The sequence below is a fragment of the Rhizobium sp. LCM 4573 genome, assembly GCF_001854865.1.
Classification (GTDB): Bacteria; Pseudomonadota; Alphaproteobacteria; order Rhizobiales; family Rhizobiaceae; genus Neorhizobium.
This window is the reverse complement of record NZ_MDDW01000004.1, coordinates 146,256-172,470: the sequence shown is the minus strand read 5'-3', so window position 1 is coordinate 172,470 and position 26,215 is coordinate 146,256. Positions and strand designations below refer to the sequence as shown.

Here is a 26,215-nt window from a genome sequence, read left to right as displayed (position 1 = left end):
GGTCTGCACTTCATGACGCCCCAGTTCCGCAAAGCGATCTTCCTCGCGGCCCTGCTGTTTTCAGGTACCGCGGTCGCGGAGGATTCGAAACCGCCGAAGGGAGTCGTCGAATTGTTTACCTCGCAGGGCTGTTCGTCCTGCCCGCCGGCAGACACGGCCCTGCGCGACCTGGCGTTCCAGGGCGATGTCGTGGCGCTTTCCTACCATGTCGATTATTGGAACTATCTGGGATGGACCGATACGCTGAGCTCGCGTGAAAACACCGAGCGGCAATACGGCTATGCCAGGACGCTCGGAAGAAGCGGCGTATACACGCCCCAGGCGGTGATCAATGGCCGGGACCACGTGAAGGGTACGGACCTGGCCGCCATCAACGGCAAGATCGATCTCCTGAAAGCCAGCGGCAAGGGCCTCAACGTACCGGTCAAGGCATCGTTGCGCGGCAAGGAGATCGAGATCGAAATCGGTGAGGGCAAGGGCGAGGCGGAGGTGGTCGTCGCCTATTTCACCAGGCACGAGCAGGTGGAAGTCCTCAAGGGCGAAAACAGCGGCAAGCGCATGGATTACTGGCACAGCGTCTACGACGTCCAGTCGGTCGGCATGTGGAATGGCAAAAGCATGAAGATCACATTGCCGGGCAAGCTGATGGGCAAATCCAAGAAGGACGGCTGCGCCGTATTGCTTCAAGCCTCAGGCCCCGGCGGAGAACCGGCAGCCATACTCGGTGCCACCGTTCTTATGGTCGGTCGCAAGAAATATTGAGGTTCCTTGTCGGCGGCCCGGTCCGGGACACTGGGGGGCTGGGGGTAAGGGTCAATGTACCGGACCGGACCAAATTGGCGCAGAATCCGCGCCAATCGACGCAGTCAATCTCGCTTTTGAATCGGGCGCTGTTTTGTTCGAAATGGGGCAAGAATAAAAACGCCGTCTCTGGACCAATGTGGCACATGCGAAGGTTTCGAGGAGCAGGGTTGCATTTTCAATCCTCTCGGGCACACTGTCATCTCTCTGACATCTGATGACTTGGGAGCCTTGATGACCGATCAGCCGGATTTGCCGGGGAGCCAGAGTCCCCGTGACGCAGCCGTCGTCGTCGATCTCAGCGAATATCGGCAGAGCCGTGACCCCGCCCCGGTCACCTTCCACCGGCGGGAGCTGGACGCAATCCTGAAAATATACGGACGCATGGTCGGCGAGGGCGAATGGAAGGACTATGCCATCGACCATCTGAAAGACCGGGCGGTCTTCTCGATCTTCAAGCGATCGGGTGAAATGCCTCTCTATCGGATAGAGAAGAATCCGAAGTTCGCCAACAGGCAAGGCGCCTTCAGCGTCCTCAACACCCATGGAATGATCCTCAAGCGAGGCCATGAGCTGCCGCAAGTTCTGAAGGTCTTCGACAAGGCTCTGAAACTGATCGATTGAACAAAAAAGGCGGCTCGAAAGCCGCCTTCTTCGTATTCATGTCCTATGCCGTTATTCTTCGCGATTGCCGAGGAACTGCAGCAGGAACGTGAACAGGTTGACGAAGTCGAGGTAGAGCGTCAGCGCGCCCATGATGGCCTTGCGGCCCATTACCGCGGCGTCGTCGGCGTCGTAGTACATTTCCTTGATCTTCTGCGTGTCATAGGCGGTGAGACCGGCAAAGATCAGCACGCCGATCGCGGAGATGGCAAAGCCCATCGCCGAGGACTGCAGGAAGATATTCACCAGCGAAGCGATGATCAGGCCGAACAGGCCCATGATTAGGAACGAGCCCATACCGGACAGGTCCTTCTTCGTCGTGTAACCATAGAGCGACAGGGCGCCGAACGAGGCGGCCGTGACGAAGAAGGTCTGCACGATGCTTTGGCCGGTGAAGACCAGGAAGATCGACGACAGCGAGAGGCCCATCAGCGCGGCATAGACCCAGAAGGTCGTTTGCGCAGCCGCGACACTCATCGTGTTGATGCGGAAGCTGAGAAAGAAGACCATTGCCAGCGGAGCCAGCATGACCACCCATTTCAGCGGGCTGGTATAGAGGAGCTGGCCGAAAGCCGTAAGCTGGCCGTCGGCAACCGCCATCTGCCATGTCAGGAAGGCCGCCACGCCGGTGATCGCCAGCCCCGCCGCCATCAGGTTGTAAACCTTCAGCATATAGGCGCGGAGGCCCTCGTCGATCATCGCACCCGTCTGGACGCCGCTTCGCGCCATTCGGTTTTGATAGTTATTGAAGTCAGCCATTGTTTCCTCTTTAAGCTCCGGAATTGTTCACGGTGTCGGGCCCCCTTCGTTGACCCAGGCGCCGCTGCGGAGCTCCAGCAAGCCTGTCATCAAATATGATGCGAGACCGCGTTTCATACAAGGGGTGTAGTCCGCGAAACCGCAGGCCACAGCGCGAATTAAGCAACCTATGAGGCATTCTGACAGGATTTTGATCCGAGAGTTAACGCAATTTGCAACCCTTGGGAGAGTTAAAGCTCCCGCAGGACCGGAGCGGCCTTCTGTCCGAGGATTCGCCAGGTTCCGATGAGGCCGATGCCGACGGTCAGCACCAGCGAAACGGCGAGTGTGAGCACTGCCACATCCGGCAGGAAGGTCGATGGCAGGTTCATGATGCGGTTCACCACGAACCACGCGGAAACACTGCCGGCGAACAGCCCAAAGACCGCCGTCGCCGTCCCGAGTATCATATACTCGTAGCTGAAGGCCCGCATCAACATGCTCCGGGTTCCGCCGAGCGTTTTCAGCACGACGGCATCGTGGGTGCGGGCACGATTGCCGGCGGCAAGCGCGCCCGCAAGAACCAGTACCGAAGCGATGAGCGCGACCGCCGCCGCGGCGCGAATGGCGGTGGCGAGCTGGCCGACGAGCTGATCGACGATATCGATGGCATCCTTCACGCGGACGCTGGTGATGGTCGGGTAGGCATTGGTGACGGCGCGCAGGATCGCGGCTTCCTGCTGGGCGGTGGCCGACGGATCGCTCAATGTCGCGAGCCAGGCATGCGGCGCGCCGCGGAACGTGTTGGGGGAGAAGACCATCACGAAATTGATCGACAGCGATTCCCACTCGACCTGCCGGAAATTGGCAATCCGCGCGGTGATGTTGCGGCCGAGCACGTTGACGGTGACCGTATCGCCGAGCTTGAGGCCGAGTTCGGTGGCCTCCTCCGCCGAGAAGGAGACGAGCGGCTCGCCGGAATAGTCGGCCGGCCACCATTCACCCTGCGTAAGGATCGAATTCGTGGGCAGCTTTTCTTCATATGTTATGCCGCGATCGCCGCRCAGCACCCAGCGGCCGGCCGCCGGCACGTTCATGGCCGTCACGTCCTCACCGTTGAAGGCGAGGATGCGCCCGCGTAGCATCGGCACCTGGGTCACTTCGCCCTCGGGGGATTGCTGTTTCAGGATGTTCAGAAAGCCTTCGCGCTCCGCATTCTGTATGTCGACGAAGAAGAAGTTCGGCGCGCGTTCTGTCATGTTTCCAGTGAGCTCGCGGCGCAGATTACCGTCGATCAGCGCCAGCGTCACCAGGAGGGCAAGACCGAGACCGAGCGACAGCACCACAGAAGGGGTCAGGGCCCCGGGACGGTGAATATTGCCGATCGCCAACCTCAGTGCCGGTGAGTTGACCCTTGGGCTGCGGCGGGCGAGCGTTGCTATCCCCGCCGCCACGAGGCGCAGCAGGACGAAGGCTCCGGCGACCGAGGCGAGGAAGACCGCGGCAACGAAGCGTTCCTCCGCCGCGGCTATAGCAAGTCCGGCGAGCGAGGCGTGCGCCGCGCCGGCCGCCAGCACGTAAGGCCATGAGGGCCATCGCGCGGCGTCGAAACTCTGTTCTCTGAAAAGCGCCGTCGCCGGCACTTCGCGCGCATGGCCGAGCGGCAGGATCGTAAAAGCGAAGGTAATGAGCAGACCGAAGACAGCAGCAAGCCCGAGTGCAGAGGGATAGAACACCAATTCCCGCGGCACGGGCAGCACACCTTCCAGGAATCGCAGCGCAATGAAGGGGGAGGCCGCGCCGATCGCCAGCCCGATGACGATCCCTATTAACGCCAGCAGCAGGATTTGGGTGAGATAGATCAGTGTAACGACAAAGGCCGGTGCACCGAGGCATTTGAAGGTGGCGATCGTGGTACGCTTGGCATCGAGGAAAGCGCGCACGGCGTTTGCCACACCAACGCCGCCGACGATGAGCGCGGTGAGGCCAACCAGTGTCAGGAATTGCGAAAAGCGGTCGACATTCTCCGCAAGTGACGGCGCGGCGCGATCACTGAGACGGATCGACCAGCCGGCGCTCGGAAATTCCCGGTTGGCGCGGTCCTGGATGGTGCCACGGATCGCGGGATTGTCGAGCCGCACCTTGTAGGCGTGTTCGACAAGGCTGCCCGTCTGGATCAGGCCGGAGGCGACCAGGGCGGCGCGGCTGACCAGCAGGCGTGGCGCGAATCCAAAACCGTCGGAAAGCGCGTCCGGCTCCGTTACGACTGTCCCGGCTATCCGCAGGCGGGCATTGCCGAGCAGCAATTCGTCGCCCACCGAAAGCCCCAATCGCTCAAGCAGAAGCGGTGCGGCAAGCGCGCTGAAATCTCCTCCGTTCTCAGCCAGCAAATCCGGTAGCGGGGCTTGCGGGCTTGCGGTGAAGGTGCCGTAGAGCGGATAGGCGTCGTCCACTGCCTTCACTTCGACGAGGGCCTGTTCCGAACCATCCGGCTTGCGGGCCATGGAACGGAGATTGGTGGAGAGCGAAACCGTGCCGAGGCTGTCGAGGAAAGCGCGTTCTTCCGCCGTCGCTTCGCGATTATTGAGCTCGAAGCGGATGTCGCCGGCAAGGATTTCCTGCCCCTGAGAGGCGATCGCGCCGGTAATGGCGCGCGAAACGGAATTGACCGCAGCGATCGCGCCGGTGCCGAGCGCGATGCAGGCGAGAAAGATGTAGAAGCCGGCGAGGCCACCACGCATCTCGCGCCATGCAAGCTGGAAGGCGATCGCGAGACGGGGAAAGGCCGATCTCATGCCGAAACCGCCTGGATGGGTGCGACCTCGGCCGTATCTCCGACGATCTCGCCGGAACGAACGCGGATCTGCCGCGAGCAGCGCGCGGCAAGCGAATTGTCGTGGGTGACGAGCAGCATGGTCATGCCGCGCTCGGCCTGCTTGGCAAACAGAAGATCGGCGATCTGCCGGCCTGTTTCCGTGTCGAGATTGCCGGTCGGCTCATCGGCAATCAGAACCGCGGGCGAGGGTGCGAGCGCGCGGGCGATCGCGACACGCTGTTGCTCGCCGCCGGAAAGCTGACCGGGGTAATGGCCGAGCCTTTCCCCGAGGCCCACTGCGGTTAACTCGCGGCGGGCTATATCGAAGGGGTCCTTCACATTGGCGAGCTCGAGGGGCACGGCGACATTCTCGAGCGCCGTCATGTTGGCGATCAGGTGGAAGGATTGGAAGACGATGCCGATATTGCGGCCACGGAAATCGGYAAGCGTATCCTCCGACAGGCTGTGGAGCGCGGTGTCCTTGATGAATATCTCTCCGCTATCGAGCCGTTCCAACCCGGCAAGCACCATCAACAGAGTGGATTTTCCGGAGCCGGAGGGCCCGACGATGCCGACGGCCTCTCCGGCACGAATGGAAATATCGATTCCCTTCAGGACATGCACTGAGGCGGCAGCGCTGCCGAGCGTCAGATCGGCTTTCTTCAGCTCGATGATGGTTTTTGTCAAAGTCGGCTTCCTATATTGAGCTCAAACCAGGATCGTGAAATCGAATGCCGTAGCGCGGTAGCGCCCAATTTAAGGAACGGATCATGAGTTTTAAAGCAAGTCTCCTTCACTTCATCGTCATGTCCGCCCTTGTGCTTACTCCGCTGTCGGTTGCGGCACAGGACCGTCCGGTCCAACTCGTTGGCTTGGGAGACAGCCTGATGGCGGGCTATCAGCTCGCCCCCGGCGAGTCCTACACGGCGCAGCTCGAAACGGCGCTGAAGGCGAAAGGCCATAACCTGGTCGTCGCCAATGCGGGTGTTTCTGGTGATACGACGGCGGGCGGGCTCTCTCGGGTCGATTGGTCGGTACCCGATGGGACCGACGGTGTGATCCTCGAACTTGGCGCCAATGACGCGCTGCGAGGTATCTCGCCGGAGGAAACCGAAAAGAACCTGGATGCGATCCTGACGAGGCTCAAGGAGCGCGGCATTGCGGTGCTGCTTGCCGGCATGCTGGCGCCGCCGAACATGGGCGGCGATTATGCCGAAAGGTTCAATCCCATCTACCAGCGGCTTTCGGAAAAACATGGCGTTCCGCTCTATCCGTTCTTCCTGGATGGCGTGACCACGATGGAAGGCATGCAGCTCGAGGACGGCATGCATCCGAACGCAAGGGGTGTGGCGACAATGGTGGAAAAGTCGCTGCCTGCCGTGGAAAGCTTCCTGGGGGACATCGGGCGAGGGGGAAATTAGCGCTTGCGTGGAACCCCGTTGCGTGATTCGCTGTTGATATCTGCAAGAGATTCGAGGAGGTCCCCATGCCGAGACTTTTCACCGCCCTCGAAATTCCGCGCAATCTGGCCCTCAGTCTCTCTTTGTTGCGCGGTGGTCTACCTGGAGCCCGGTGGATCGACGTGGAGAACTATCACATAACACTTCGCTTCATCGGAGACGTCGATGGACGTACCGCCGATGAAATCGTCGATCGGCTGGATCGGATCGATCGGCCCGAATTTCAGTTGACGCTCACCGGTATCGGTTCGTTCGGCTCCAAGAAGCCGCATTCCGTCTGGGCAGGTGTCGCGCCCTCGGCGGAAATCCATGCTTTGCAGGCGGAAATCGAACGAATGTGTCAAAGGATCGGCCTGCCGCCCGATCCGCGCAAATTCACCCCGCATGTGACGCTGGCACGCTTGAAAAACTGCCGCCTCGACGACGTGGTTCACTATCTTTCAGGGCGCGGCAATTTCCAGACCGCGCCCTTTACCGTTCCGCGTTTCGTGCTGATGTCCTCGAAGGAGTCGGTGGGAGGCGGGCCATACCTCACGGAAGAGGTGTTCCCGCTGCAGGAGGTCGGCTTCGGCTCCTCCAGTTCGGTCGCGGATCTGATCCCCGCCAAGGGATTCTATTAGAGTAGACCCTGCTCCGGAGGGCATGCCAATGGCACGTGAAAAGCTCGACATCATAGCGATTGCAGGCGAACTCGACACCCTTGATGGGTGGGATCTGCGCTCCGAGGGTGATGCGATCTCCAGGAGTTTCAAGTTCCGCAATTTTTCCGAGGCATTCGGCTTCATGGCCGAATGCGCGCTTGCGGCGGAAAAACTCGACCACCATCCGGAATGGTTCAACGTCTACTCCCGCGTGGACGTCACGCTCAGCACCCATGATGCCAAGGGGCTGACGGAACTGGATTTCAAGCTTGCCCGGCTCATGGACAAGCTCGCTGCCCGTCGCGATTGAACTCGCCCTCCGGCCACCCATATAGGGCTGGCGCGGCTTGCTGCGGCGTTTTCCGGAGATCGACATGATGGATGACGTGAAGATTGGCGAAATCCTCCTGCCCGGCGACGAGGATACGCGGGAGCGCCGCGAGGAGCAGGTGAGGGCCAAGTTCTGGCCCACGCTGAAGCGCGCAGTCCGTTATGTCCCATTCAGCCGCGATCTGGTGGCAGCCTATTATTGCGCGATCGATCCAAGGACGCCGGCGCGCGTGCGTGGCGTGCTGCTTGCCGCTCTCGCCTATTTCGTCCTGCCTTTGGATTTCATTCCCGACTTCTTCGTGCTTGCCGGCTTCACCGATGACGTTGCGGTGCTGGCCACCGCTTTCAGGATGATCCAGGGTCACATTGCCGACCGGCACTATGAAGCTGCGGATCAAGCGCTCGCGGACGACCCGGAGCTTCGGGCCGACCCCTCGAAATAGTTGGTTACACCATGGCCCGACGTGGCCTATTCCAATCAATAGTTGAACAATCTAATGTCATCGAAGGGGTGGGAATGAAGACAAATTCTTGCCCCAATCCTTATGTCAGTGGTCGCCCTATGGGATGGAACTCTCGGTGGTCCTTACGTTTTTCGATGCCTCGTGACTGGTAACGATTGCGTGCAGACTGGCTGGGAATAAGACAAAAATCCAATTTTCAAGGCAGTGTTGACGGTTTGGTAACCAGAATTAAGTCAAATTAAACCGTATCACGACCATGCCTGACAAGCTTGCCCGGTCGGGCCCTTGGAAACGATAAGAAAACCGGCAGGAGATCATGTCTGTAAGAATTATTGCAACCGTATTGGCCCTCACGCTGGCGAGCGCCGGCATTGCATCGGCTCAATCGCCGACACGCATCCAGCAGTTCAAGGCTTGGGGCGCATATTCCTACAAATCCGGTAATGCCACGGTCTGCTATGTTCTTTCGGTTCCGACCGCCAAGGAGCCGGCTACCGTGGACCACGGTGATATCTTCTTCATCGTTTCGCAGCGTCCGGGTCAGAATATCTCCTACGAGCCGCAAGCGATGATGGGCTATACGCTGCAGGCCAATTCCAAGGTCAACGTGACTGTCGACGGCAAGAGCTTCGTGATGTTCACCAAGGATAAGGCCGCCTGGGTGGAGAATGCCGCCGAGGAGCCGGCACTGGTTGCCGCCATGCGGTCCGGCAGTTCGATGACGGTGAGCGCCACGTCGGCCCGTGGCACCAAGACTTCCTATTCCTATTCGTTGTCGGGGATCTCGGCTGCGCTGAAGCAGGTCGAGAGCTGCAGATAAATTCCGTTCGCTACCGGCGGATTGCAAAGGGCTGGTCTTTCGACCGGCCCTTGWGCGTTTGAAGGGGCGTTGCTTCCCGTCACACGCAAGTAGTGACGCGCAGGCGATTTGATGATAAAGCGCCTCGCAACGACAGTCCGGCGCCCATGCGCGATCGACTGAAACAGGTTTCACGCACAGACATGCCCTTGTTCCCCGTTCGCTGGTGCGGGAAAGGTCATGTGCATTCGAACAGGGAACAGAGACAGATGTCCGCAACCGAGGCTGCTATCGCCAGTCCCCTCAAGAAGCCGCTCGTGCCGCGGCCTGATCTGATGTCCGGCAAGCCGTCCCTGATCGGGCTGACGCGCGACGACATGGCGCAAGCATTGAAGGAAAAGGGCGTGCCGGAAAAGCAGGTGCGCATGCGCGTCAGCCAGCTCTGGCATTGGCTCTATATCCGCGGTGTGTCCGATTTCGACGCGATGACCAATGTCGCCAAGGACATGCGCGAAATGCTGAAAGCGCATTTCACCATCGCGCGTCCGGAAATCGTCGAGGAACAGGTTTCCAATGACGGCACCCGCAAATGGCTCTTGCGTTTTCCGCCGCGCGGTGCCGGCCGTCCGGTCGAAGTCGAGACCGTCTACATCCCGGAAGAAGGCCGCGGTACGCTTTGCATCTCGAGCCAGGTCGGCTGTTCGCTCACTTGTTCCTTCTGTCATACGGGCACGCAGCGCCTTGTGCGCAATCTGACGGCGGAAGAAATCCTCGCTCAGCTGCTGCTCGCCCGCGACCGGCTCGGTGATTTCCCCGGCACCGACACGCCGCCGGGCGCCTTCGTGCCGACCGGTGAACGCAAGATCACCAATATCGTCATGATGGGTATGGGCGAACCGCTCTACAATTTCGAAAGCGTCAAGACGGCGCTGCTGATCGCGACGGACGGCGACGGGCTTTCACTCTCGAAGCGCCGCGTTACCCTGTCGACCTCAGGCGTCGTGCCGGAAATCTACCGTACCGGCGAGGAGATCGGCGTGATGTTGGCGATCTCGCTGCATGCGGTGCGCGACGAGCTTCGCGACATGCTGGTGCCGATCAACAAGAAGTATCCTCTGAAGGAGCTGATCGAAGCCTGCCGCAATTATCCGGGGCTCTCGAATGCGCGGCGCATCACCTTCGAATACGTGATGCTGAAAGACGTCAACGACAGTCTCGAAGACGCCAAGGCGCTGGTGCAGCTCCTCAAGGGGATTCCGGCCAAGATCAATCTCATTCCGTTTAATCCCTGGCCCGGCACGAACTACCAGTGTTCGGAATGGGCGCAGATCGCGAAGTTCGCGGACTTCATCAACCAGGCCGGCTACGCCTCGCCGATCCGCACTCCGCGCGGCCGCGATATTCTTGCGGCCTGCGGACAGCTCAAGTCGGAATCGGAGCGGATGCGCAAGACCGAGCGACTGGCTTTCGAAGCCATGATGATCGCCGGCCACGGCGAGGATGAAGAATAGGGCAAGAATAAGCAGGATTAATCTTCGTCCCCGGTTTCCACCAATTGATTTTGGCTTGTCCTTTCCCTACAAACGCCGAGATCATAAACGGAGGAAAACATGCGCTCGGTTCTGCTCGCCTTTGCCGCCACTCTGGCGCTCTCTCTGCCTGTCCGGGCGGAAAATGTTACGGTCGCCGTGACGGCGATCGTGGAGCATCCTGCTCTCGATGCGGCGCGCGACGGCGTTCGCGATGCGYTTGCCGCCGCTGGCTACAAGGACGGAGAGAACCTCAAGTTCATCTATGAATCGGCGCAAGGCAATCCCGCGACGGCCGCTCAGATCGCCCGCCAGTTCGTCGGCGAAGATCCGAGCGTGATCGTGCCGATCTCCACGCCTTCCGCGCAGGCGGTCGTTTCCTCCACGCGCGATATTCCGGTGGTCTTCACGGCGGTTTCCGATCCGCTGGCAGCGCAGCTCGTCAAGGACATGGAAAAGCCCGGCGGCAATGTCACCGGTCTTTCGGACATGTCTCCCGTCGGCGAGCACCTGGCGCTGATCAAGGAGATCCTGCCGGACGTAAAAACCGTAGGCTACCTCTACAATTCGGGTGAGGCCAATTCGGTTGCGCTTCTTGCCGTGCTGAAGGCGGAAGCCGAAAAAGCGGGTCTGACGATCATCGAATCCGCGGCCACCAAGTCGGCCGAGGTGCAGGGCGCCGCCCGCGCCCTCGTCGGCCGCGCGGACGCGATCTACGTCCCGACCGACAACACGATCATCTCCGCTCTGGAGGGCGCCGTTGCCGTTGCCGAGGAAGGCAAGCTTCCGCTCTTCACCGCCGATACGGACTCCGTATCCCGCGGTTCGCTGGCGGCGCTCGGCTTCAACTACTACGATGTCGGCAAGCAGACCGGCGAAGTGGTCGTGCGCATTCTCAAGGGCGAAAACCCTGGCGATATCCCGGTGAAGATCGCTTCGGGCAGCGATCTGGTCGTAAACAAAGCTGCCGCCGCGAAAATGGGCGTCACGCTGCCGGAAGGCGTTCTCAGCCGCGCGAGCCGCGTGATCGAGTAAAGAACGTCCGAAATAGTCAGGCACGGCCGCTCCCATCTTGGATGGGAGCGGTTTCGTGTTATTTGAAACCATTCGTCGTCGCCAAAGAAGTGGCGGGGGCGCAAAGAAAAGAGACAAGGGGCTGACAAGGTGAGTCAGATCGCTTTCTGGGGAGCCGTCGAGCTGGGGCTGGTCTATGCCTTCGTCGCCATCGGCGTTTTCCTTGCTTTCCGGGTATTGGATTTTCCCGACCTTACCGTCGACGGGTCCTTCCCGCTCGGCGCGGCAGTAACCGCGGTTCTCATCATCGCAGGCGTCAATCCCTGGCTGGCTGCTGCGGTGTCGATGGTCGCGGGTGCGGCCGCGGGAATGGTGACGGCGCTTCTCAACGTCCGCTTCCGCATCCTCAACCTGCTCGCTTCGATCCTCACGATGATCGCCCTGTTCTCGGTGAACCTGCGCGTGATGGGAAAACCGAATGTTGCATTGATCAATGCCGACACGATGTTGAGCCCCTTCTTCGGCCTGGGTCTCAGGGACTTCTACGTTCGGCCGCTTTTCGTGGGCATACTCGTCATCGTCGCCATCGTATTGGTTTGGCGCTTCCTTGAAAGCGACATGGGGCTCTCGATGCGCGCGACAGGCGCGAACCCCCGGATGGCCCGCGCCCAGGGCATCGATACGAGCCGGCAAATCTATCTGGGCATGGCGGTCTCGAATGCACTCGTGGCCCTCGGAGGCGCGCTTTTCGCTCAGACCAACGGCTTTGCGGACGTGACTTCCGGCGTGGGCACGATCGTCGTCGGGCTGGCTGCCGTCATCATCGGAGAAACGCTGCTCGGCACCCGGGGCATATTGATCGCTCTCATCGGCTGCGTGCTGGGCTCCATCCTCTATCGCATCGCCATACAGCTCGCGCTCTCGAGCGACGTGCTCGGCCTCCAGGCTTCGGATCTCAATTTCGTGACGGCCCTGCTCGTCACAGTGGCGCTCGTTCTGCCTCGCCTTCGTCGCGGAGGGACCGCATCGTGATCTCGCTCAAGGACATCAAGGTTATCTTCGGACGCGGCACGCCGCTGCAGAAGCAGGCGTTGAACGGCGTCAGCCTGACGATCGAAGAAGGCTCCTTCGTTACCGTGATAGGCTCCAACGGGGCCGGGAAATCGACGCTGCTCGGCGTGCTTGCCGGCGATGTCATCGCGACGGAAGGGCAGGTGACGATCGGCAACAGTGATGTCACGCGCAAGGCAACCGCGGCGCGCGCGGGTCTCGTCGCCCGCGTCTTCCAGGATCCGCTGGCGGGAAGCTGCGGATCGCTCTCCATCGAGGAAAATCTCGCCCTTGCCGCACGGCGTGGCGAGAAGCGCGGCCTTGCCGCAGCACTCGGCCCGAAACGCCGCGAACTTTTCCGTGAACGGGTCGCGGACCTTAATCTCGGCCTCGAGAACCGCATGAGCGACCGGATGGATCTGCTTTCCGGCGGCCAGCGCCAAGCGGTCTCGCTCGTGATGGCAACGCTTGCGGGTTCCGAAGTGCTGCTTCTCGATGAGCATACTGCCGCGCTCGATCCGGGGATGGCGGAATTCATCATGAATCTTACCCGAAAGATCGTTTCCGAGCGCAAGCTGACGACGCTGATGGTCACCCACTCCATGCGCCAAGCACTGGACTACGGCCACCGCACAGTCATGCTTCATGGCGGGGAGATCGTGCTCGACGTGGCCGGAGACAATCGCAAGAACCTTCAGGTCGAAGATCTGATTGAAATGTTCCGCAAGATGCGTGGCCAGACCCTCGACGACGACGAGCTGCTGATCGGTTGAACCGATCAGCGCGCCTGGGTGAGGAAGATCTTCGCGGCGAAGACGGAAAAGACCCCAGCAAAGGTATAATCGATGCCGCGTAGCACCTTCGGATTTGACTGCAGCCAATTCGACAGCCGGTCGGCGGCGAGCGCCGCGAGCACGTTCACGGGCATGCCGAGCACGATGAAAAAGATGCCGAAGAAAATGAGCTTCTGCGTGACGGCCGGATCATGTGCCGTCACGAATTGTGGAAGGAAGGTCATGAAGAAGATAATGACCTTCGGGTTCAGGATGTTTACCCAGAAGCCGGTGGAGATATTGGCGAGCGCGCTGCTTTTGGATTGCTCCACCTTCTTGACCGAAAAACTGGAGCCGAAGCGGATCGCCTGGATGGCGAGCCAGAGCAGGTAAGCGGCCCCACCCGTCTTGAGAATGAAGAAGGCCGTCGGCGAGGCGGTGATCAGGGCGGAAATGCCAAAGGCCACCAGAAGCGTGTGGCAGACCACGCCGAGGCTGGTGCCGAGCACCACGAAAAGCGCCGCCCGCCGCCCTTGTCCCAGCGCCCGGCTGATCGAGAGCGTCATGTCCGGGCCGGGTGTCAGGGCCAGCAGCAGGCTTGCCGCCGTAAAGGCGAGGAGGGTAGAAAGACTGGGCAGGAAATCCATGGCACTCTCACGAAAGCCGATAAGCCTGCATCTTCAATATCCGGCTTTTCATCGAATGCCAATCATCCACGTCTGGCGATGAACGTTCTCGCCGCTTCGGCAAACTCGGGATGCCAGCGGGACAAAGGCGGCCTGTTCTCCGCTATGTCGCCGGCCGCCCAGAGAATGCGGCGTTCATCGGTCGCGCGGTCGACCTCGTTGTCTGGGCAAAGGATATAGAAATCGCCCCGTTCGAGACCTGCCGTCATGAACTCGATAGTCTGCTCGGGTGTCCAGGCGCCGTCCGGTTTTTCGGGGCGGCCATGTGCCGTCAAACCGGTATAGACGAAGCCGGGGATGAGGAGATGTGCTGTCACCTTGCAACCGGGCGTGTTTCGCAATTCGTGCTGCAGCGCTTCCGTGAAAGCTTTCACGCCGGCCTTGGCGACGTTATAGGCCGGATCGCCCGGCGGTGTGGTGATGCCTTGCTTTGAGCCGGTATTGATGATGAGCGACGGCTCGCCATGGGCGATCATGCCCGGCCCGAAGATGCGTGTGCCGTGAATGACGCCGAGCAGGTTGACCGCGAAGACATTGTCCCAGTTTGCCTGCGGCCCGAAGAGGCTGCTGCCCGGCTGGATGCCGGCATTGTTCATCAGCACGTGGACGCGTCCGAAACGCTGCAGGACCGCCCTTTCCAGCGCCTCGATCTCGCCCGGCTTCGAAACATCCGTGCCGATGGCGGCGACATCCGCCTCGCCGTCCTCGGCAAATGCAGCGACCTCGCGGCATGCTTCGGCAAGACGATCGCCCTCGAGATCGGCAAGCACTACCGAAAGGCCGAGGCGAGCGAATTCCTTGGCCGCGGCAAGCCCGATGCCGGAGGCGGCACCGGTAACGACCGCGACATTGTCTTTCTTCAGAGCAGGATGAGTGACAGGCATCTGCGATCTCCCGTTTGATATTGCGGTGCGGTAGGTTGCGATATGGTTTCCTGAATAGAGCCCGTCAACATGGCAGGGGTGTTACAGCAGCCGCTTTCCCTTGCACCTATCGATAAACTCGCTAAAAGTGCCGCGATCCCCTGAAAACTGCGGCTTGACCGGGCCGCCTCACCGTAGACGGACTTGAAATCACATGGCACTCCCGAAAGACGTTAAGAAGGTCGTTCTCGCCTATTCCGGCGGTCTCGATACCTCGATCATCCTGAAATGGCTGCAGACCGAACTCGGCGCCGAAGTCGTGACCTTCACGGCCGATCTCGGTCARGGCGAGGAGCTGGAGCCCGCCCGCAAGAAAGCCGAGATGCTGGGCATCAAGGAAATCTTTATCGAGGATGTGCGCGAGGAGTTCGTGCGCGATTTCGTCTTTCCGATGTTCCGCGCCAATGCTGTCTACGAAGGCGTCTACCTGCTGGGTACGTCGATCGCCCGACCGCTCATCTCCAAGCACCTCATCGAAATCGCCAAAAAGACCGGTGCCGACGCAATCGCCCACGGTGCGACCGGCAAGGGCAACGACCAGGTTCGCTTCGAGCTTTCGGCTTATGCACTGAACCCGGACATCAAGATCATCGCCCCTTGGCGCGACTGGTCCTTCAAAAGCCGCACGGATCTCCTGAATTTTGCCGAACAGCACCAGATCCCCGTCGCCAAGGACAAGAAGGGCGAAGCGCCGTTCTCGGTCGATGCCAACCTGCTGCACTCCTCATCCGAGGGCAAGGTTCTCGAAGACCCGGCTCAGGAAGCTCCGGAATATGTGCATATGCGCACGATTTCTCCGGAAGCCGCTCCGGACAAGGCGACCGTCATCAAGATCGGTTTCCAGAAGGGCGACGCGGTTTCCATCAATGGTGTAGCCATGTCTCCGGCAACGCTGCTGGCGACGCTCAACAATTATGGCCGGGACAATGGCATCGGCCGCCTCGACTTGGTGGAGAACCGTTTCGTGGGCATGAAGTCGCGCGGTGTCTATGAGACCCCTGGCGGCACCATTCTGCTTACCGCGCATCGCGCGATCGAATCCATCACGCTCGACCGGGGTGCCGCGCACCTGAAGGACGAGCTGATGCCGCGTTATGCCGAGCTCATCTATTACGGCTTCTGGTTCTCGCCGGAACGCGAAATGCTGCAGGCCCTTATCGACAAGAGCCAGGAGCATGTGGAAGGCGAGGTGACGCTGAAGCTCTACAAGGGCAATGTCATGGTTATCGGCCGCGAAAGCGAGAAGTCCCTCTACTCCGACAAGCTGGTCACCTTCGAGGACGATCAGGGGGCCTACGATCAGAAGGATGCGGCAGGCTTCATCAAACTCAACGCGCTCAGACTGCGCACGCTCGCAAAGCGCAATCTCGGCCGGTAAGCGAACCGAAAAGCGATCCTGCGGCCCGTCTCCTTCAGGAGGCGGGCTTTTCATTGCCGGCCGGTCAATCGGTAGACGAAATAGCTGCCGGCCGCGAGATATTGCATGCAGGGAATGATGATGCCGATCGCGCTCAGCGGTTCGCCGAGCGCGGAGGCGGCCACTCCGCCGACGAAGCCTCCGCCCATCTGGATGAATCCCATCAAAGCAGCTGCGGACCCCGCCATATGCGGGAAAGGCGCAAGGCCGATGGTAATGATATGAGGTGTCAGGAACGCGATGCCGAAGGTGGCGACCGCGACCGGCACCATGATCGAGAGAAACGAGGGCGGCAGGAGGAGGACCGAGAGAAGCATCAGCGTACCGCCCGCGCCGCTGAAGCAAAGYCCGATCACCACCGCATGCGGGCCCGTCAGATGTTTGGAGATCAGCCGCAAGATGACGGAGCCGCTCAGATAGGCGCCGGTCTGCATCAGCATGCCGAGGCCGAATTGCGTCGGGCTGAGGYCGACCACGTCGATCAGTACGAAGGGCAGCATGGTGCCTTGTGCGTAAAGCGCGCCGATCGTCCCTCCCAGCACGAGGGAGGGCAGGAGGAAGYGCAAGTCGACGATCAACCCGGCATAGGCAGAAAAGAGCTTCAGCGGTCTCAACCGATCTCTGTCCGGCACCACGGTTTCGCGCAGGAACAGCATGCAGCTCGTCAGGGCGATGAGTCCGAACAGGATCATCAGCAGGAATACCGATTGCCAGCCGAAGGTCGATGCCGCCAGCCCGCCGATCGTCGGACCGATGGCGGGGCCGATCGCCAGGATGATGCCGATCATGTTCATGATGCGGGCTGCCTGGGGGCCGACGAAAAGGTCGCGTACAACCGCCCTGGAAACCGTAAGGCCTACCGAGGCGCCGATGCCCTGCACAAGACGGGCGGCCAGTATCCACTCCACCTCCGGCGCGAAAGCCGCCATGACCGACCCAGCCAGATAAATCGAGAGGAAGGCGATCGTCGCCACCCGGCGGCCATAGGCATCGGAGACAGGGCCAGCGAGAAGCTGAGCAAGCGCAAATCCGCCGAAATAAAGCGAGAGGCTCAGCTTGATGGCCGCTTCCGTCGTGCCGAAGGCCCGAACGAGTTCCGGCATGGCCGGCGTATAGATAGCCATGGAGATAGGCCCTACCGCCGTCAGCAGCGCGCCGAGCAAGGTGGTGCGGCGCTCGCTCATAACGGCGGGCATGGGTGCGCAGCTATCGGCTTTCATCTGCCGCGGCGGTGGAAGGAGAGCTATTGGCCATCTGAAGGTTGGCGTTGAAGACTTTCAGCGTATCGTCGAGCATAAGCCGGTCTTCCTCGCTCATGCCCTCGGTCGCCTCGGCCAGTACGGCACGCAATTCGTTGCGCACGCGCTCGATCAGGTCGCCGGAGCTTTCGGTGAGGGTGATCCTTTTTGCCCGCCGATCCGCGGAGCATTGCTGACGTTCTATCAGCCCCAGAGCCTGAAATTTGTCGAGATAGCTGCAGAGCGTCATCGGCTCGACACCCATGCGCGCCGCTATATCGAGCTGGCGGCTGCCGCCGGCCGCGGCGATCGTGAGAAGGGCCCTGGCTTCGCCCGGCGTGATGCCGAGTCCGGCTTCGTTGATACGCCGCTCGAAGGCGACCCGCAYCAAGCGGGCGCTGTCGCTGATCAGAAAGCCGAGCATATAGATATCGGGACGGGTGCCCATCGTTCCTCACAAAATTCGTAAGGCACGCTTACTATCTTTCCGGGCAAGCGCCAACGAAAAGCGGCCGCAGATCGCGTTGACAACGCAAATGTGTTTGCGAAAGCTTTCAGGGAGGGACAAAACCTCGTCGACATGTGCTTTCTTGCCGAAAGCATAAATCGACCGGTAATAACATTCCTTCTGCGCCTATATGAAGGTGACCTGTCATTTCAAAGGATGTTCCGATGGCAAATTTCCCCAATCCCGCGCTCGTGAACTGGAACGGCCATCACGGCCTGCCGCAATTCGACCAGGTGAGGGATGAGGATTTCGCGCCCGCTTTCGATGCGGCGCTTGCGGCCCACGAAGCCGAGATCGAGCAGATCGCCAACAATCCGGACGAGCCGAGCTTTGCCAATACGGTCGTGGCGCTGGAAATAGCGGGCGATGAGCTTTCGCGGGTTTCGGCGTTGTTCTGGAACAAGGCCGGCGCTCATACCAATGACAGGATTCAGACACTGGAGCGCGAGATCGCACCGAAGATGTCGCGGCACTATTCCAAGATCGGCATGAATGCCGCTCTTTTCGCCCGCATGGATTCTCTTTGGGAAAAGCGGGAAGAACTCGGCCTTACCGTCGAGGAAAAGCGAGTGCTGGAGCGCCATTGGAAGGGATTCGTRCGTGCCGGTGCCAAGCTTGCCAAGCCAGATCAGAAGCGGCTGGCCGATATCAACGAGAAGCTGGCCGGATTTGGCGCGCGCTTCGGACAGAACGTGCTCGGTGACGAAAAGGACTGGTCGCTGATGCTTTCGGAGGAAGGCGAACTCGATGGCTTGCCATCCTTTCTGCGCGACGCCATGGCTTCTGCTGCCCGCGAACGCGGCAGGGAAGGCGCATATGCCGTAACATTGTCGCGCTCGATCATCGAGCCTTTCCTCACTTTTTCGACGCGGCGGGACCTGCGCGAGCAGGCTTTCAAGGCCTGGGTTGCGCGGGGTGAAAACGGCGGAGAGAGGGATAATATCCGCATCGTGCGCGAAATGCTGGCGCTGCGCGCGGAAAAGGCGGGACTTCTCGGCTACAAGAACTTCGCGGATTACAAGCTCGACGACACCATGGCGAAAACGCCGGAGGCGGTCGATAAGCTGCTGCGCCAGGTCTGGAGGAAAGCGCGAGCCAAGGCGTTGGAAGAAGAAGCGAGCCTCGCAGGATTGATCGCCGAAGAAGGGAAGAACCATGAAGTCATGCCTTGGGACTGGCGTTACTATGCCGAAAAACTGCGCGAGCGGACCTTCGATTTTTCCGAATCCGAATTGAAGCCCTATCTCCAGCTCGAAAAGATCATCGAAGCCTGCTTCGATGTCGCCGAACGCCTGTTCGGTATCGAGGCCGTAGAGATCGAAGGTGTCGCCGCCTATCACCCGGATGTCCGCGTTTTCGAAATCCGGGAAAAGGGCGGAGCGCTCAAGGCGCTTTTCCTCGGCGATTATTTCGCTCGGCCCTCCAAGCGTTCCGGAGCCTGGATGAGTTCATTCCAGTCGCAGCACAAGCTGCCGCTGAAGAATGGCGTCGAGGGTGAATTGCCGATCGTCTACAATGTCTGCAACTTTGCCAAGCCCGCCGAAGGCAAGCCGGCATTGCTCTCCCTCGACGACGCACGTACGCTTTTCCATGAATTCGGCCATGCGCTGCATGGTATGCTTTCCGATGTCACCTATCCTTCCGTCTCGGGTACGGCGGTCGCTCGCGACTTCGTCGAGCTGCCCTCGCAACTTTACGAGCACTGGCTGACCGTGCCGGAAATCCTCGAGAAATATGCCGTTCATCACCAGACGGGCGAACCCATGCCGAAGGCTCTTCTCGACAAGGTACTGGCTGCCCGCACATTCGGTGCCGGSTTCGCGACGGTGGAGTTCACTTCGTCCGCATCGGTGGACATGGCTTTCCACACGCGAGATGCGGTCGAAGACCCGATGGCGGTGCAAAGGGAAGTTCTTGGCGAGATCGGCATGCCGACTTCAATCGTCATGCGGCATGCCACGCCACATTTTCAGCATGTCTTTTCGGGCGACGGCTATTCGGCGGGCTACTATTCCTACATGTGGTCGGAAGTGCTCGACGCGGATGCTTTCGCTGCCTTCGAGGAAGCCGGCAATGTCTTCGATCCGGTGATGGCGCGCAAGCTGAAGAACAATATCTATTCCGTCGGCGCGTCGATCGATCCGGAGGAAACCTACAGGGCCTTCCGCGGCAAGCTTCCCGATCCCCAGGCCATGCTCAGGAAAAAGGGACTTGCCATGGTCGAGGAACTCGCCGGCAGCGATGCCTGATCGGCGCTGCAGGGCAGTCTTGCCGAGAGCGGTTGGCTAGACCCCTTTCGCAAATGCAAAAAAACGGGTATGAGCGCGCCAACGAAATATGGCGCGTCCTCCCGTTTAGTGCGCCTCAGCCTCAGAGATATCCAATATGGCACTTCGCAACATCGCGATCATCGCGCACGTTGACCATGGGAAAACGACCCTCGTCGACGAACTTCTGAAACAGTCCGGCGCCTTCCGCGACAACCAGCGCGTGGCCGAGCGCGTGATGGACTCCAACGACATCGAAAAAGAACGCGGCATCACCATTCTCGCCAAGGCGACTTCGATCGAGTGGAAAGACACGCGCATCAACATCGTCGACACGCCCGGACACGCGGACTTCGGCGGCGAAGTCGAGCGCATCCTCTCCATGGTGGACGGCGCGATCGTTCTGGTCGATGCCGCCGAGGGACCGATGCCGCAGACCAAGTTCGTGGTCGGCAAGGCACTCAAGGTCGGTCTTCGCCCGATCGTGGCGATCAACAAGGTCGACCGTCCGGACGCCCGCATCGATGAAGTCGTCAACGAAGTCTTCGATCTCTTCGCCGCGCTCGACGCGACAGACGAACAGCTCGACTTTCCGATCCTCTACGGTTCCGGCCGTTCCGGATGGATGAACACCGATCCGAACGGGCCGCAGGAAGAAGGCCTCGCTCCGTTGCTCGACCTCGTCGTCAAGCACGTTCCCGAGCCGAAGGTCGAGGAAGGTCCGTTCCGGATGATCGGCACGATCCTCGAAGCCAACAACTTCCTCGGCCGCATCATTACTGGTCGCATCGCATCCGGCTCCATCAAGCCGAACCAAGCCGTCAAGGTTCTCGGCCAGGACGGCAAGCTGATCGAACAGGGCCGTATCTCGAAGATCCTTGCCTTCCGCGGCATCGAGCGTCAGCCTATCGACGAAGCCCATGCGGGCGATATCGTTGCCATCGCCGGTCTGTCCAAGGGCACTGTCGCTGACACGTTCTGCGATCCATCTGTGACGGAAGCCATGAAGGCGCAGCCGATCGATCCGCCGACCGTGACCATGTCCTTCATCGTCAATGACAGCCCGCTTGCCGGCACCGAAGGCGACAAGGTCACCAGCCGTGTCATCCGTGACCGCCTCTTCAAGGAAGCGGAAGGCAATGTTGCTCTCAAGATCGAGGAAAGCGCCGACAAGGACAGCTTCTTCGTTTCCGGCCGCGGTGAACTTCAGCTTGCCGTGCTGATCGAAAACATGCGCCGCGAGGGCTTCGAGCTTGCCGTCTCGCGTCCGCGCGTCGTCATGCACAAGGACGAGAATGGCCAGCTTCTCGAGCCTGTTGAAGAAGTGTTGATCGACGTGGATGAGGAGCATTCCGGCGTCGTCGTGCAGAAGATGTCCGAGCGGAAGGCCGAGATGGTCGAGCTTCGCCCGTCTGGTGGCAACCGCGTGCGCCTGGTGTTCTACGCGCCGACCCGAGGTCTCATCGGCTATCAGTCGGAGCTTTTGACCGATACGCGTGGCACCGCGATCATGAACCGCCTGTTCCACAGCTATCAGCCGTACAAGGGCGAGATCGGCGGACGCGTCAACGGCGTGCTGCTCGCCAACGAGGCCGGCGAAGCGGTTGCCTATGCCCTGTTCAACCTGGAAGATCGCGGTCCGATGATCATCGACGCCGGCGAGAAGGTCTATATGGGCATGATCATCGGCATCCACAGCCGCGACAACGACCTCGAAGTCAACGTACTGAAAGGCAAGAAGCTCACCAACATCCGCGCCGCCGGCAAGGATGAAGCCGTGAAGCTCACTCCGCCGATCAAGATGACGCTCGAGCGGGCTCTCTCCTGGATCCAGGACGACGAGCTCGTGGAAGTGACGCCGAAGTCGATCCGTCTGCGCAAGATTTATCTCGATGCCAACGATCGCAAGCGATTCGAAAAATCCCGCGTCGCGCTGGGCTGAAAACATCCTCTGTTACCCTTGGAAACCCCGGCATGAACGCCGGGGTTTTTTATTTGTGTCTTCATTCGACGCAGACTTGCTGCCAGGGTTAAAAAGGCGTTAACCTTTCCGCATCGTTCACATGAGAAGTCTGTGGGCAATCCGTCGGCTTCCCCAGGCGGGAATGGCGGATCGACCGCAGCGGGACCACAATAGCGTTATGAAAACGTTGTCGATCGATGTCCGGCGGGCTGAACCGCAAGATGCCCGAGCCATTTCGGAGGTGCATCGCGCTGCCTGGACGCAAGCCTATGCCGGCCTTATCCCGCACAAGCCGCTCACCCAAATGCTCGAGCGGCGCGGCGAGAGCTGGTGGCGAAAGGCGACGCGTGGCCCCGCAACCCTCCTGGTGCTGGACGTCGCAGGCACGGTGGCCGGCTATGCGACGATCGGGCTGAACCGGGCTCGCGCCCTTCCGCATGACGGTGAGGTCTACGAGATCTATCTTCGGCCCGAATTCCAGGGTGTCGGGCTCGGGCGCCGCCTGTTCGGCGAAAGCCGCAGGCTGCTTAAATCGCTCGGCTGCGAAGGGCTCGTCGTCTGGTGCTTGGAAGACAGCGATCATGCGATCCGTTTCTTCCGCCGGTATGGCGGGATCGACATCGCAGAAGGCATGGAAGATTTCGGCGGTACGCAGCTCAGGAAGATCGGCTTCGTCTGGCCGTAGTATCATTGTGCCAAACCTCGTCGGGCAAGGCGCCGTCGCCGGGTTATGTTACTTCCGGATACATCCTGTGTCCAAAGGCTTGTTGCCTTGCAGCATGATTCCCAGTATCGAAGCCCCGGACAGTTAACCTCATCGGGGAAAAGAATGCGTATTGATGCGATTTCTGTTGGCAAAAATCCGCCGGAAGATGTCAACGTCATTGTCGAGGTGCCGGTAGGCGGCCATCCGATCAAGTACGAGATGGACAAGGAAGCCGGGGCGCTGGTCGTCGATCGCTTCCTCTACACGCCGATGACCTATCCGGGCAATTACGGTTTCGTACCCCACACGCTCTCCGAGGATGGCGATCCGATCGACGTCTTGATCTGCAATACACGTCCCCTGGTGCCAGGCTGCGTTATCAATGTCCGTCCGATCGGCGTCATGGTCATGGAAGACGATGGCGGCAAGGACGAGAAGATCATCGCCGTGCCGGTCCCGAAGCTCACTCAGCGCTACGACAAGGTCAAGAACTACACCGACCTGCCGGAAATCACGCTGAAGCAGATCGAGCACTTCTTCGAGCACTACAAGGATCTGGAGCCCGGCAAATGGGTGAAGATCGGTGGCTGGCAGGATGTCGATGTCGCCAAGAAGCTGATCGTCGAAGCGATCGAGCGCTATCAGGCCGAGAAGAAGTAAGTTCAGCCCCGCAAGGCGGCTTCGAGCCTTTCCATAATTTCCTCCGGGTCGCCATCGATCCGGAGGATTTTTTTGCGCGCCGTTTCTCCGGAGAGAATGGAAATCGACGATTTCGGTCGTTTCAGCTTGCCCGCAAGCAGGACGATGAGGGCCTTGTTGGCCTTGCCGCCCTCCGGAACCTCCGTGACGCGGGCTTTCAGGTAAGCCTCGCCGTCGGCTCCGATTTCAATTTCGTCGAAACCGTCGCGCCGGGCATTCGGCGTGAGACGAATTGAAAGGCGAACGTGATCCGATTGCCTGCTGTAGGGCCGGCTCACGCGACCATCGGGTAGATGGTCGTCMACATCAGCGAGCGCAGGAAGAAGATGATCAGCAGGACGATGACGGGCGAGATGTCGATGCCGCCGAGATCGGGAAGGATGCGGCGGATCGGCCGCAGGGCCGGTTCGGTGATGTTGTAGAGAAAACGGCCGATCGCATCGACGAACTGGTTTCGCGAGTTGATGACGTTGAAGGCATAGAGCCAGGAGAAGATGGCGCTGGCGATCAGCACCCACGTGTAGAGGTTCAAGGCCAAATCTATGGTCTGAAACAGCGCGTACATCCAAGTCTCCAATTCGTTGTTGACAGACATGTAGACATTGGCGAACTAACGGGCAAGTGCCGCATATGCACAGCAGGCGAAACAAGTCCCAGGCTTTCCGGGACTTGCCGCTTCTGCCCCTCCTGGAAGTCGCCCATGTCCATTCCCAGTACCGGTGATCGCTTTGCTGCCTTTCGGCATGCATCCTACGCGCGTTTTTTCGCGTCGCGGTTTCTCGCTGCCTTCGCGATCCAGATCGTGAGCGTCGCCGTCGGCTGGCAAATGTATGACGTGACCGGCAGTGCGCTTTATCTCGGACTGATCGGCCTCTTCCAGTTTTTGCCCTCCCTGCTCCTCATCCTTGTCACCGGTTCGGTCGCCGACCGGTTCAATCGCCGGGCTATCGTAGCCATCTGCCTGGTCATCGGTGCAGGTTGTTCGGCAGCGCTTCTGGGGTTGACACTTGCCGGCGCCTTTGCGCCCCTGCCGGTCTTCGGCATTCTGCTCGTCTTCGGTGTCGAGCGTGCTTTCATGGGGCCGGCGGTGCAGTCGCTTGCGCCAAATCTGGTTCCGGAAAAGGATCTCGCAAACGCGATCGCCTGGAATTCCTCTTCCTGGCAGACTGCGGCCATCCTGGGGCCGGTCATGGGAGGCTTGCTATATGGCGCAAGCGCTGTCGTTGCCTATTCCGTCGCGCTTGCGCTGCTGATCCTGGCTGCGGTTCTGGTGCTGATGATCCCCAAGCCCGCGCAGCGGAGCCCCTCGAAGGCGGTGAGTTGGGAAGAGATTCTCGCCGGTTTCCGGTTCATTTCCAAAGAAAAAGTGGTGCTGGGCGCCATTTCGCTCGATCTTTTCGCCGTGCTGCTCGGGGGCGCGGTCGCGCTGATGCCGATCTTCGCGCGCGATGTGCTGGCGCTCGGTCCCTGGGGCCTCGGCCTGTTGCGGGCGGCACCCGGCATCGGCGCGATCGTCGTTGCGGTCTGGCTCGCCTTTCATCCTGTCCGCCATCATGCCGGTATCGCGATGTTCATCGGCGTCGCTCTGTTCGGCATAGGGACGGTGATCTTCGGCCTCTCCGAAACGGCATGGATATCCATTGCGGCGCTGATGCTGATGGGCGCCTCCGACATGATTTCCGTCTATGTTCGCGAGACGCTGATCGTACTCTGGACGCCAGACGAAGTTCGCGGTCGCGTCAATGCGGTGAACATGGTGTTCGTCGGCGCTTCAAACGAGCTTGGAGAGTTCCGAGCGGGCACGATGGCATCCGTCTTCGGCGCGGTGCCGGCGGTGGTGATCGGCGGCATTGGCACGCTTGCGGTTGCCGTCACCTGGGCGCTTGCTTTTCCGAAGCTCCGGAACATCGACAGTCTGGAAGCTCCGGATCGCGAAAGTACGGCCGCTCAGCCCGCCTGAAGGCTCCGCTTGGGTTCCACCTCTGCTAGTGCTTTTTCCATTGCGAACTGCCGTTCGAAAACCAAGTCCAGGAACTGCCACAGCCATTCGCGCAGAGGCTGGTCGAAGATCATGCGCCCTTCCAGATGCTCCCGACCCTGTTGGGCATTCGGCATGAYGAAGCGATGTTCGCCACGAACCACCCATCGCTGCATCATTGCCCGGGTGAGTTCTGCATGGAATTGCAGGCCCCAAGCGTTGTCGCCGTAGCGGATCGCTTGATTCGGATAGGCATCGCCCTCTGCCAGAAGATGAGCTCCGCTCGGCAGGCTGAAACCTTCTCGGTGGAAGTGATAGACCATCTTCGGCCAGTGCATCAGAAGCCGGCCGTGTTCGGTTGCGCGCAAGGGATACCAGCCGATTTCAGTGAGCCCCTCCTTGTCGGCAGCGACCTTGCCCCCCAGGTGCCGCACCATCATCTGCGCGCCCAGGCAAATCCCCAGAAAGGCTCGGTTTTCCTTGAGGGGCACGCCGATCCAATCGATTTCCGTCTTGACGAAGGGGTCTGGGTCGTTGGCGCTCATGGGGCCACCGAAGATCACGGCACCGGAATGTTCGGCCAGAGTATCAAGGAGAGGGTCACCGAGGGCGGGTCGGCGGATATCGAGAGGATAGCCCTTTTCAACGAGCATCTGGCCGACGCGGCCAGGAGAGGAGCGCTCCTGATGGAGCACGATCAATATCGGCTGCTTCCTGGTACGGCGGGAGGGAAGAATCAGCATGTTACGGTCC

Annotated in this window: 27 protein-coding genes; 17 read left to right on the top strand and 10 right to left on the bottom strand. The window is 60.3% G+C overall.

Annotated features, from left to right (window positions below; all coding sequences use genetic code 11):
• Nucleotides 1-12 precede the first annotated feature (12 nt).
• On the top strand, nucleotides 13-762 hold the full coding sequence (locus tag LCM4573_RS09870) for a thioredoxin family protein (RefSeq protein ID WP_071006107.1): 750 nt from the start codon (nucleotides 13-15) through the stop codon (nucleotides 760-762).
• Between the two features lie 273 nt (nucleotides 763-1,035).
• Complete coding sequence (locus LCM4573_RS09865) at nucleotides 1,036-1,425, top strand: DUF2794 domain-containing protein (protein WP_071006106.1); 390 nt, start codon at nucleotides 1,036-1,038, stop codon at nucleotides 1,423-1,425.
• A gap of 51 nt (nucleotides 1,426-1,476) precedes the next feature.
• Here the strand turns inward: LCM4573_RS09865 and LCM4573_RS09860 are convergent, their stop codons facing one another.
• The 3 genes from LCM4573_RS09860 to LCM4573_RS09850 form a co-directional block, all read right to left on the bottom strand.
• Complete coding sequence (locus LCM4573_RS09860) at nucleotides 1,477-2,223, bottom strand: Bax inhibitor-1/YccA family protein (RefSeq protein ID WP_071006105.1); 747 nt, start codon at nucleotides 2,221-2,223, stop codon at nucleotides 1,477-1,479.
• Nucleotides 2,224-2,453: 230 nt separating this feature from the next.
• Nucleotides 2,454-4,997, bottom strand: a complete 2,544-nt coding sequence (locus LCM4573_RS09855; RefSeq protein ID WP_071006104.1) for an ABC transporter permease — start codon at nucleotides 4,995-4,997, stop codon at nucleotides 2,454-2,456.
• The gene (locus LCM4573_RS09850; RefSeq protein ID WP_071006103.1) at nucleotides 4,994-5,704 is read right to left on the bottom strand and encodes an ABC transporter ATP-binding protein; all 711 of its coding nucleotides are present in this window, start codon (nucleotides 5,702-5,704) and stop codon (nucleotides 4,994-4,996) included. Before LCM4573_RS09850 ends, LCM4573_RS09855 begins: the two co-directional genes overlap by 4 nt.
• Nucleotides 5,705-5,787: 83 nt before the next feature.
• Between LCM4573_RS09850 and LCM4573_RS09845 the strand changes: the two genes are divergently transcribed.
• The 9 genes from LCM4573_RS09845 (at nucleotide 5,788) to LCM4573_RS09805 (ending at nucleotide 13,077) form a co-directional block, all read left to right on the top strand.
• Nucleotides 5,788-6,438: an arylesterase gene (locus LCM4573_RS09845; protein WP_071006102.1), complete on the top strand. Its 651-nt coding sequence runs from the start codon at nucleotides 5,788-5,790 to the stop codon at nucleotides 6,436-6,438.
• A gap of 65 nt (nucleotides 6,439-6,503) precedes the next feature.
• Nucleotides 6,504-7,097 carry an RNA 2',3'-cyclic phosphodiesterase gene (thpR, locus tag LCM4573_RS09840; protein WP_071006101.1) on the top strand — a complete coding sequence of 198 codons (594 nt, stop codon included), beginning with the start codon at nucleotides 6,504-6,506 and terminating at the stop codon, nucleotides 7,095-7,097.
• Between the two features lie 28 nt (nucleotides 7,098-7,125).
• The gene (locus LCM4573_RS09835; protein WP_071006100.1) at nucleotides 7,126-7,428 is read left to right on the top strand and encodes a 4a-hydroxytetrahydrobiopterin dehydratase; all 303 of its coding nucleotides are present in this window, start codon (nucleotides 7,126-7,128) and stop codon (nucleotides 7,426-7,428) included.
• Between the two features lie 67 nt (nucleotides 7,429-7,495).
• Complete coding sequence (locus LCM4573_RS09830; protein WP_071006277.1) at nucleotides 7,496-7,891, top strand: YkvA family protein; 396 nt, start codon at nucleotides 7,496-7,498, stop codon at nucleotides 7,889-7,891.
• A gap of 337 nt (nucleotides 7,892-8,228) precedes the next feature.
• Nucleotides 8,229-8,732, top strand: coding sequence for an invasion associated locus B family protein (locus LCM4573_RS09825; protein ID WP_071006099.1), 504 nt, complete (start codon nucleotides 8,229-8,231; stop codon nucleotides 8,730-8,732).
• A 248-nt stretch (nucleotides 8,733-8,980) separates the two neighbouring features.
• Complete coding sequence (gene rlmN / locus LCM4573_RS09820; RefSeq protein ID WP_071006098.1) at nucleotides 8,981-10,222, top strand: 23S rRNA (adenine(2503)-C(2))-methyltransferase RlmN; 1,242 nt, start codon at nucleotides 8,981-8,983, stop codon at nucleotides 10,220-10,222.
• 99 nt (nucleotides 10,223-10,321) lie between these two features.
• The gene (locus LCM4573_RS09815; protein WP_071006097.1) at nucleotides 10,322-11,275 is read left to right on the top strand and encodes an ABC transporter substrate-binding protein; all 954 of its coding nucleotides are present in this window, start codon (nucleotides 10,322-10,324) and stop codon (nucleotides 11,273-11,275) included.
• Between the two features lie 129 nt (nucleotides 11,276-11,404).
• Complete coding sequence (locus LCM4573_RS09810; RefSeq protein ID WP_071006096.1) at nucleotides 11,405-12,286, top strand: ABC transporter permease; 882 nt, start codon at nucleotides 11,405-11,407, stop codon at nucleotides 12,284-12,286.
• A complete protein-coding gene (locus LCM4573_RS09805) occupies nucleotides 12,283-13,077 on the top strand; it encodes an ABC transporter ATP-binding protein (RefSeq protein WP_071006095.1) in 795 nt (264 codons plus the stop codon). Before LCM4573_RS09810 ends, LCM4573_RS09805 begins: the two co-directional genes overlap by 4 nt.
• A gap of 5 nt (nucleotides 13,078-13,082) precedes the next feature.
• Here the strand turns inward: LCM4573_RS09805 and LCM4573_RS09800 are convergent, their stop codons facing one another.
• Complete coding sequence (locus tag LCM4573_RS09800) at nucleotides 13,083-13,724, bottom strand: LysE family translocator (RefSeq protein WP_071006094.1); 642 nt, start codon at nucleotides 13,722-13,724, stop codon at nucleotides 13,083-13,085.
• 62 nt (nucleotides 13,725-13,786) lie between these two features.
• Nucleotides 13,787-14,647 carry an SDR family NAD(P)-dependent oxidoreductase gene (locus LCM4573_RS09795; RefSeq protein WP_071006093.1) on the bottom strand — a complete coding sequence of 287 codons (861 nt, stop codon included), beginning with the start codon at nucleotides 14,645-14,647 and terminating at the stop codon, nucleotides 13,787-13,789.
• Nucleotides 14,648-14,840: 193 nt separating this feature from the next.
• Between LCM4573_RS09795 and LCM4573_RS09790 the strand changes: the two genes are divergently transcribed.
• Complete coding sequence (locus LCM4573_RS09790) at nucleotides 14,841-16,064, top strand: argininosuccinate synthase (protein WP_071006092.1); 1,224 nt, start codon at nucleotides 14,841-14,843, stop codon at nucleotides 16,062-16,064.
• 50 nt (nucleotides 16,065-16,114) lie between these two features.
• Here the strand turns inward: LCM4573_RS09790 and LCM4573_RS09785 are convergent, their stop codons facing one another.
• Together LCM4573_RS09785 and LCM4573_RS09780 are read right to left on the bottom strand one after the other, a co-directional pair.
• Nucleotides 16,115-17,287, bottom strand: a complete 1,173-nt coding sequence (locus LCM4573_RS09785) for a multidrug effflux MFS transporter (RefSeq protein WP_071006091.1) — start codon at nucleotides 17,285-17,287, stop codon at nucleotides 16,115-16,117.
• A gap of 22 nt (nucleotides 17,288-17,309) precedes the next feature.
• Complete coding sequence (locus LCM4573_RS09780; RefSeq protein WP_071006090.1) at nucleotides 17,310-17,789, bottom strand: MarR family winged helix-turn-helix transcriptional regulator; 480 nt, start codon at nucleotides 17,787-17,789, stop codon at nucleotides 17,310-17,312.
• A gap of 224 nt (nucleotides 17,790-18,013) precedes the next feature.
• Between LCM4573_RS09780 and LCM4573_RS09775 the strand changes: the two genes are divergently transcribed.
• The 4 genes from LCM4573_RS09775 to ppa all read left to right on the top strand — a co-directional run bounded on the left by LCM4573_RS09775 (nucleotide 18,014) and on the right by ppa (nucleotide 23,445).
• The gene (locus LCM4573_RS09775; protein ID WP_071006089.1) at nucleotides 18,014-20,098 is read left to right on the top strand and encodes a M3 family metallopeptidase; all 2,085 of its coding nucleotides are present in this window, start codon (nucleotides 18,014-18,016) and stop codon (nucleotides 20,096-20,098) included.
• Nucleotides 20,099-20,234: 136 nt separating this feature from the next.
• Nucleotides 20,235-22,058: a translational GTPase TypA gene (gene typA, locus LCM4573_RS09770; RefSeq protein WP_071006088.1), complete on the top strand. Its 1,824-nt coding sequence runs from the start codon at nucleotides 20,235-20,237 to the stop codon at nucleotides 22,056-22,058.
• A gap of 199 nt (nucleotides 22,059-22,257) precedes the next feature.
• Entirely contained in the window at nucleotides 22,258-22,764 is a 507-nt protein-coding gene (locus LCM4573_RS09765) for a GNAT family N-acetyltransferase (RefSeq protein ID WP_071006087.1), read from the top strand.
• A 144-nt stretch (nucleotides 22,765-22,908) separates the two neighbouring features.
• On the top strand, nucleotides 22,909-23,445 hold the full coding sequence (gene ppa, locus LCM4573_RS09760; RefSeq protein ID WP_071006086.1) for an inorganic diphosphatase: 537 nt from the start codon (nucleotides 22,909-22,911) through the stop codon (nucleotides 23,443-23,445).
• Between the two features lie 2 nt (nucleotides 23,446-23,447).
• Here ppa and LCM4573_RS09755 read toward each other — a convergent pair whose 3' ends face one another.
• Together LCM4573_RS09755 and LCM4573_RS09750 are read right to left on the bottom strand one after the other, a co-directional pair.
• A complete protein-coding gene (locus tag LCM4573_RS09755; protein ID WP_071006085.1) occupies nucleotides 23,448-23,762 on the bottom strand; it encodes a DUF167 domain-containing protein in 315 nt (104 codons plus the stop codon).
• Nucleotides 23,759-24,049 (bottom strand): YggT family protein, encoded by a 291-nt coding sequence (locus LCM4573_RS09750; RefSeq protein WP_071006084.1) that lies wholly within the window; start codon nucleotides 24,047-24,049, stop codon nucleotides 23,759-23,761. The genes LCM4573_RS09755 and LCM4573_RS09750 overlap by 4 nt, the downstream gene beginning before the upstream one ends.
• A gap of 135 nt (nucleotides 24,050-24,184) precedes the next feature.
• Here LCM4573_RS09750 and LCM4573_RS09745 point away from each other — a divergent pair, with 135 nt between their 5' ends.
• On the top strand, nucleotides 24,185-25,444 hold the full coding sequence (locus LCM4573_RS09745; protein WP_071006083.1) for an MFS transporter: 1,260 nt from the start codon (nucleotides 24,185-24,187) through the stop codon (nucleotides 25,442-25,444).
• On the opposite strand, the gene LCM4573_RS09740 is transcribed toward LCM4573_RS09745, so the two are convergent.
• Nucleotides 25,432-26,205: a glutamine amidotransferase gene (locus LCM4573_RS09740; RefSeq protein WP_071006082.1), complete on the bottom strand. Its 774-nt coding sequence runs from the start codon at nucleotides 26,203-26,205 to the stop codon at nucleotides 25,432-25,434. The genes LCM4573_RS09745 and LCM4573_RS09740 overlap by 13 nt on opposite strands.
• Nucleotides 26,206-26,215 lie beyond the last annotated feature (10 nt).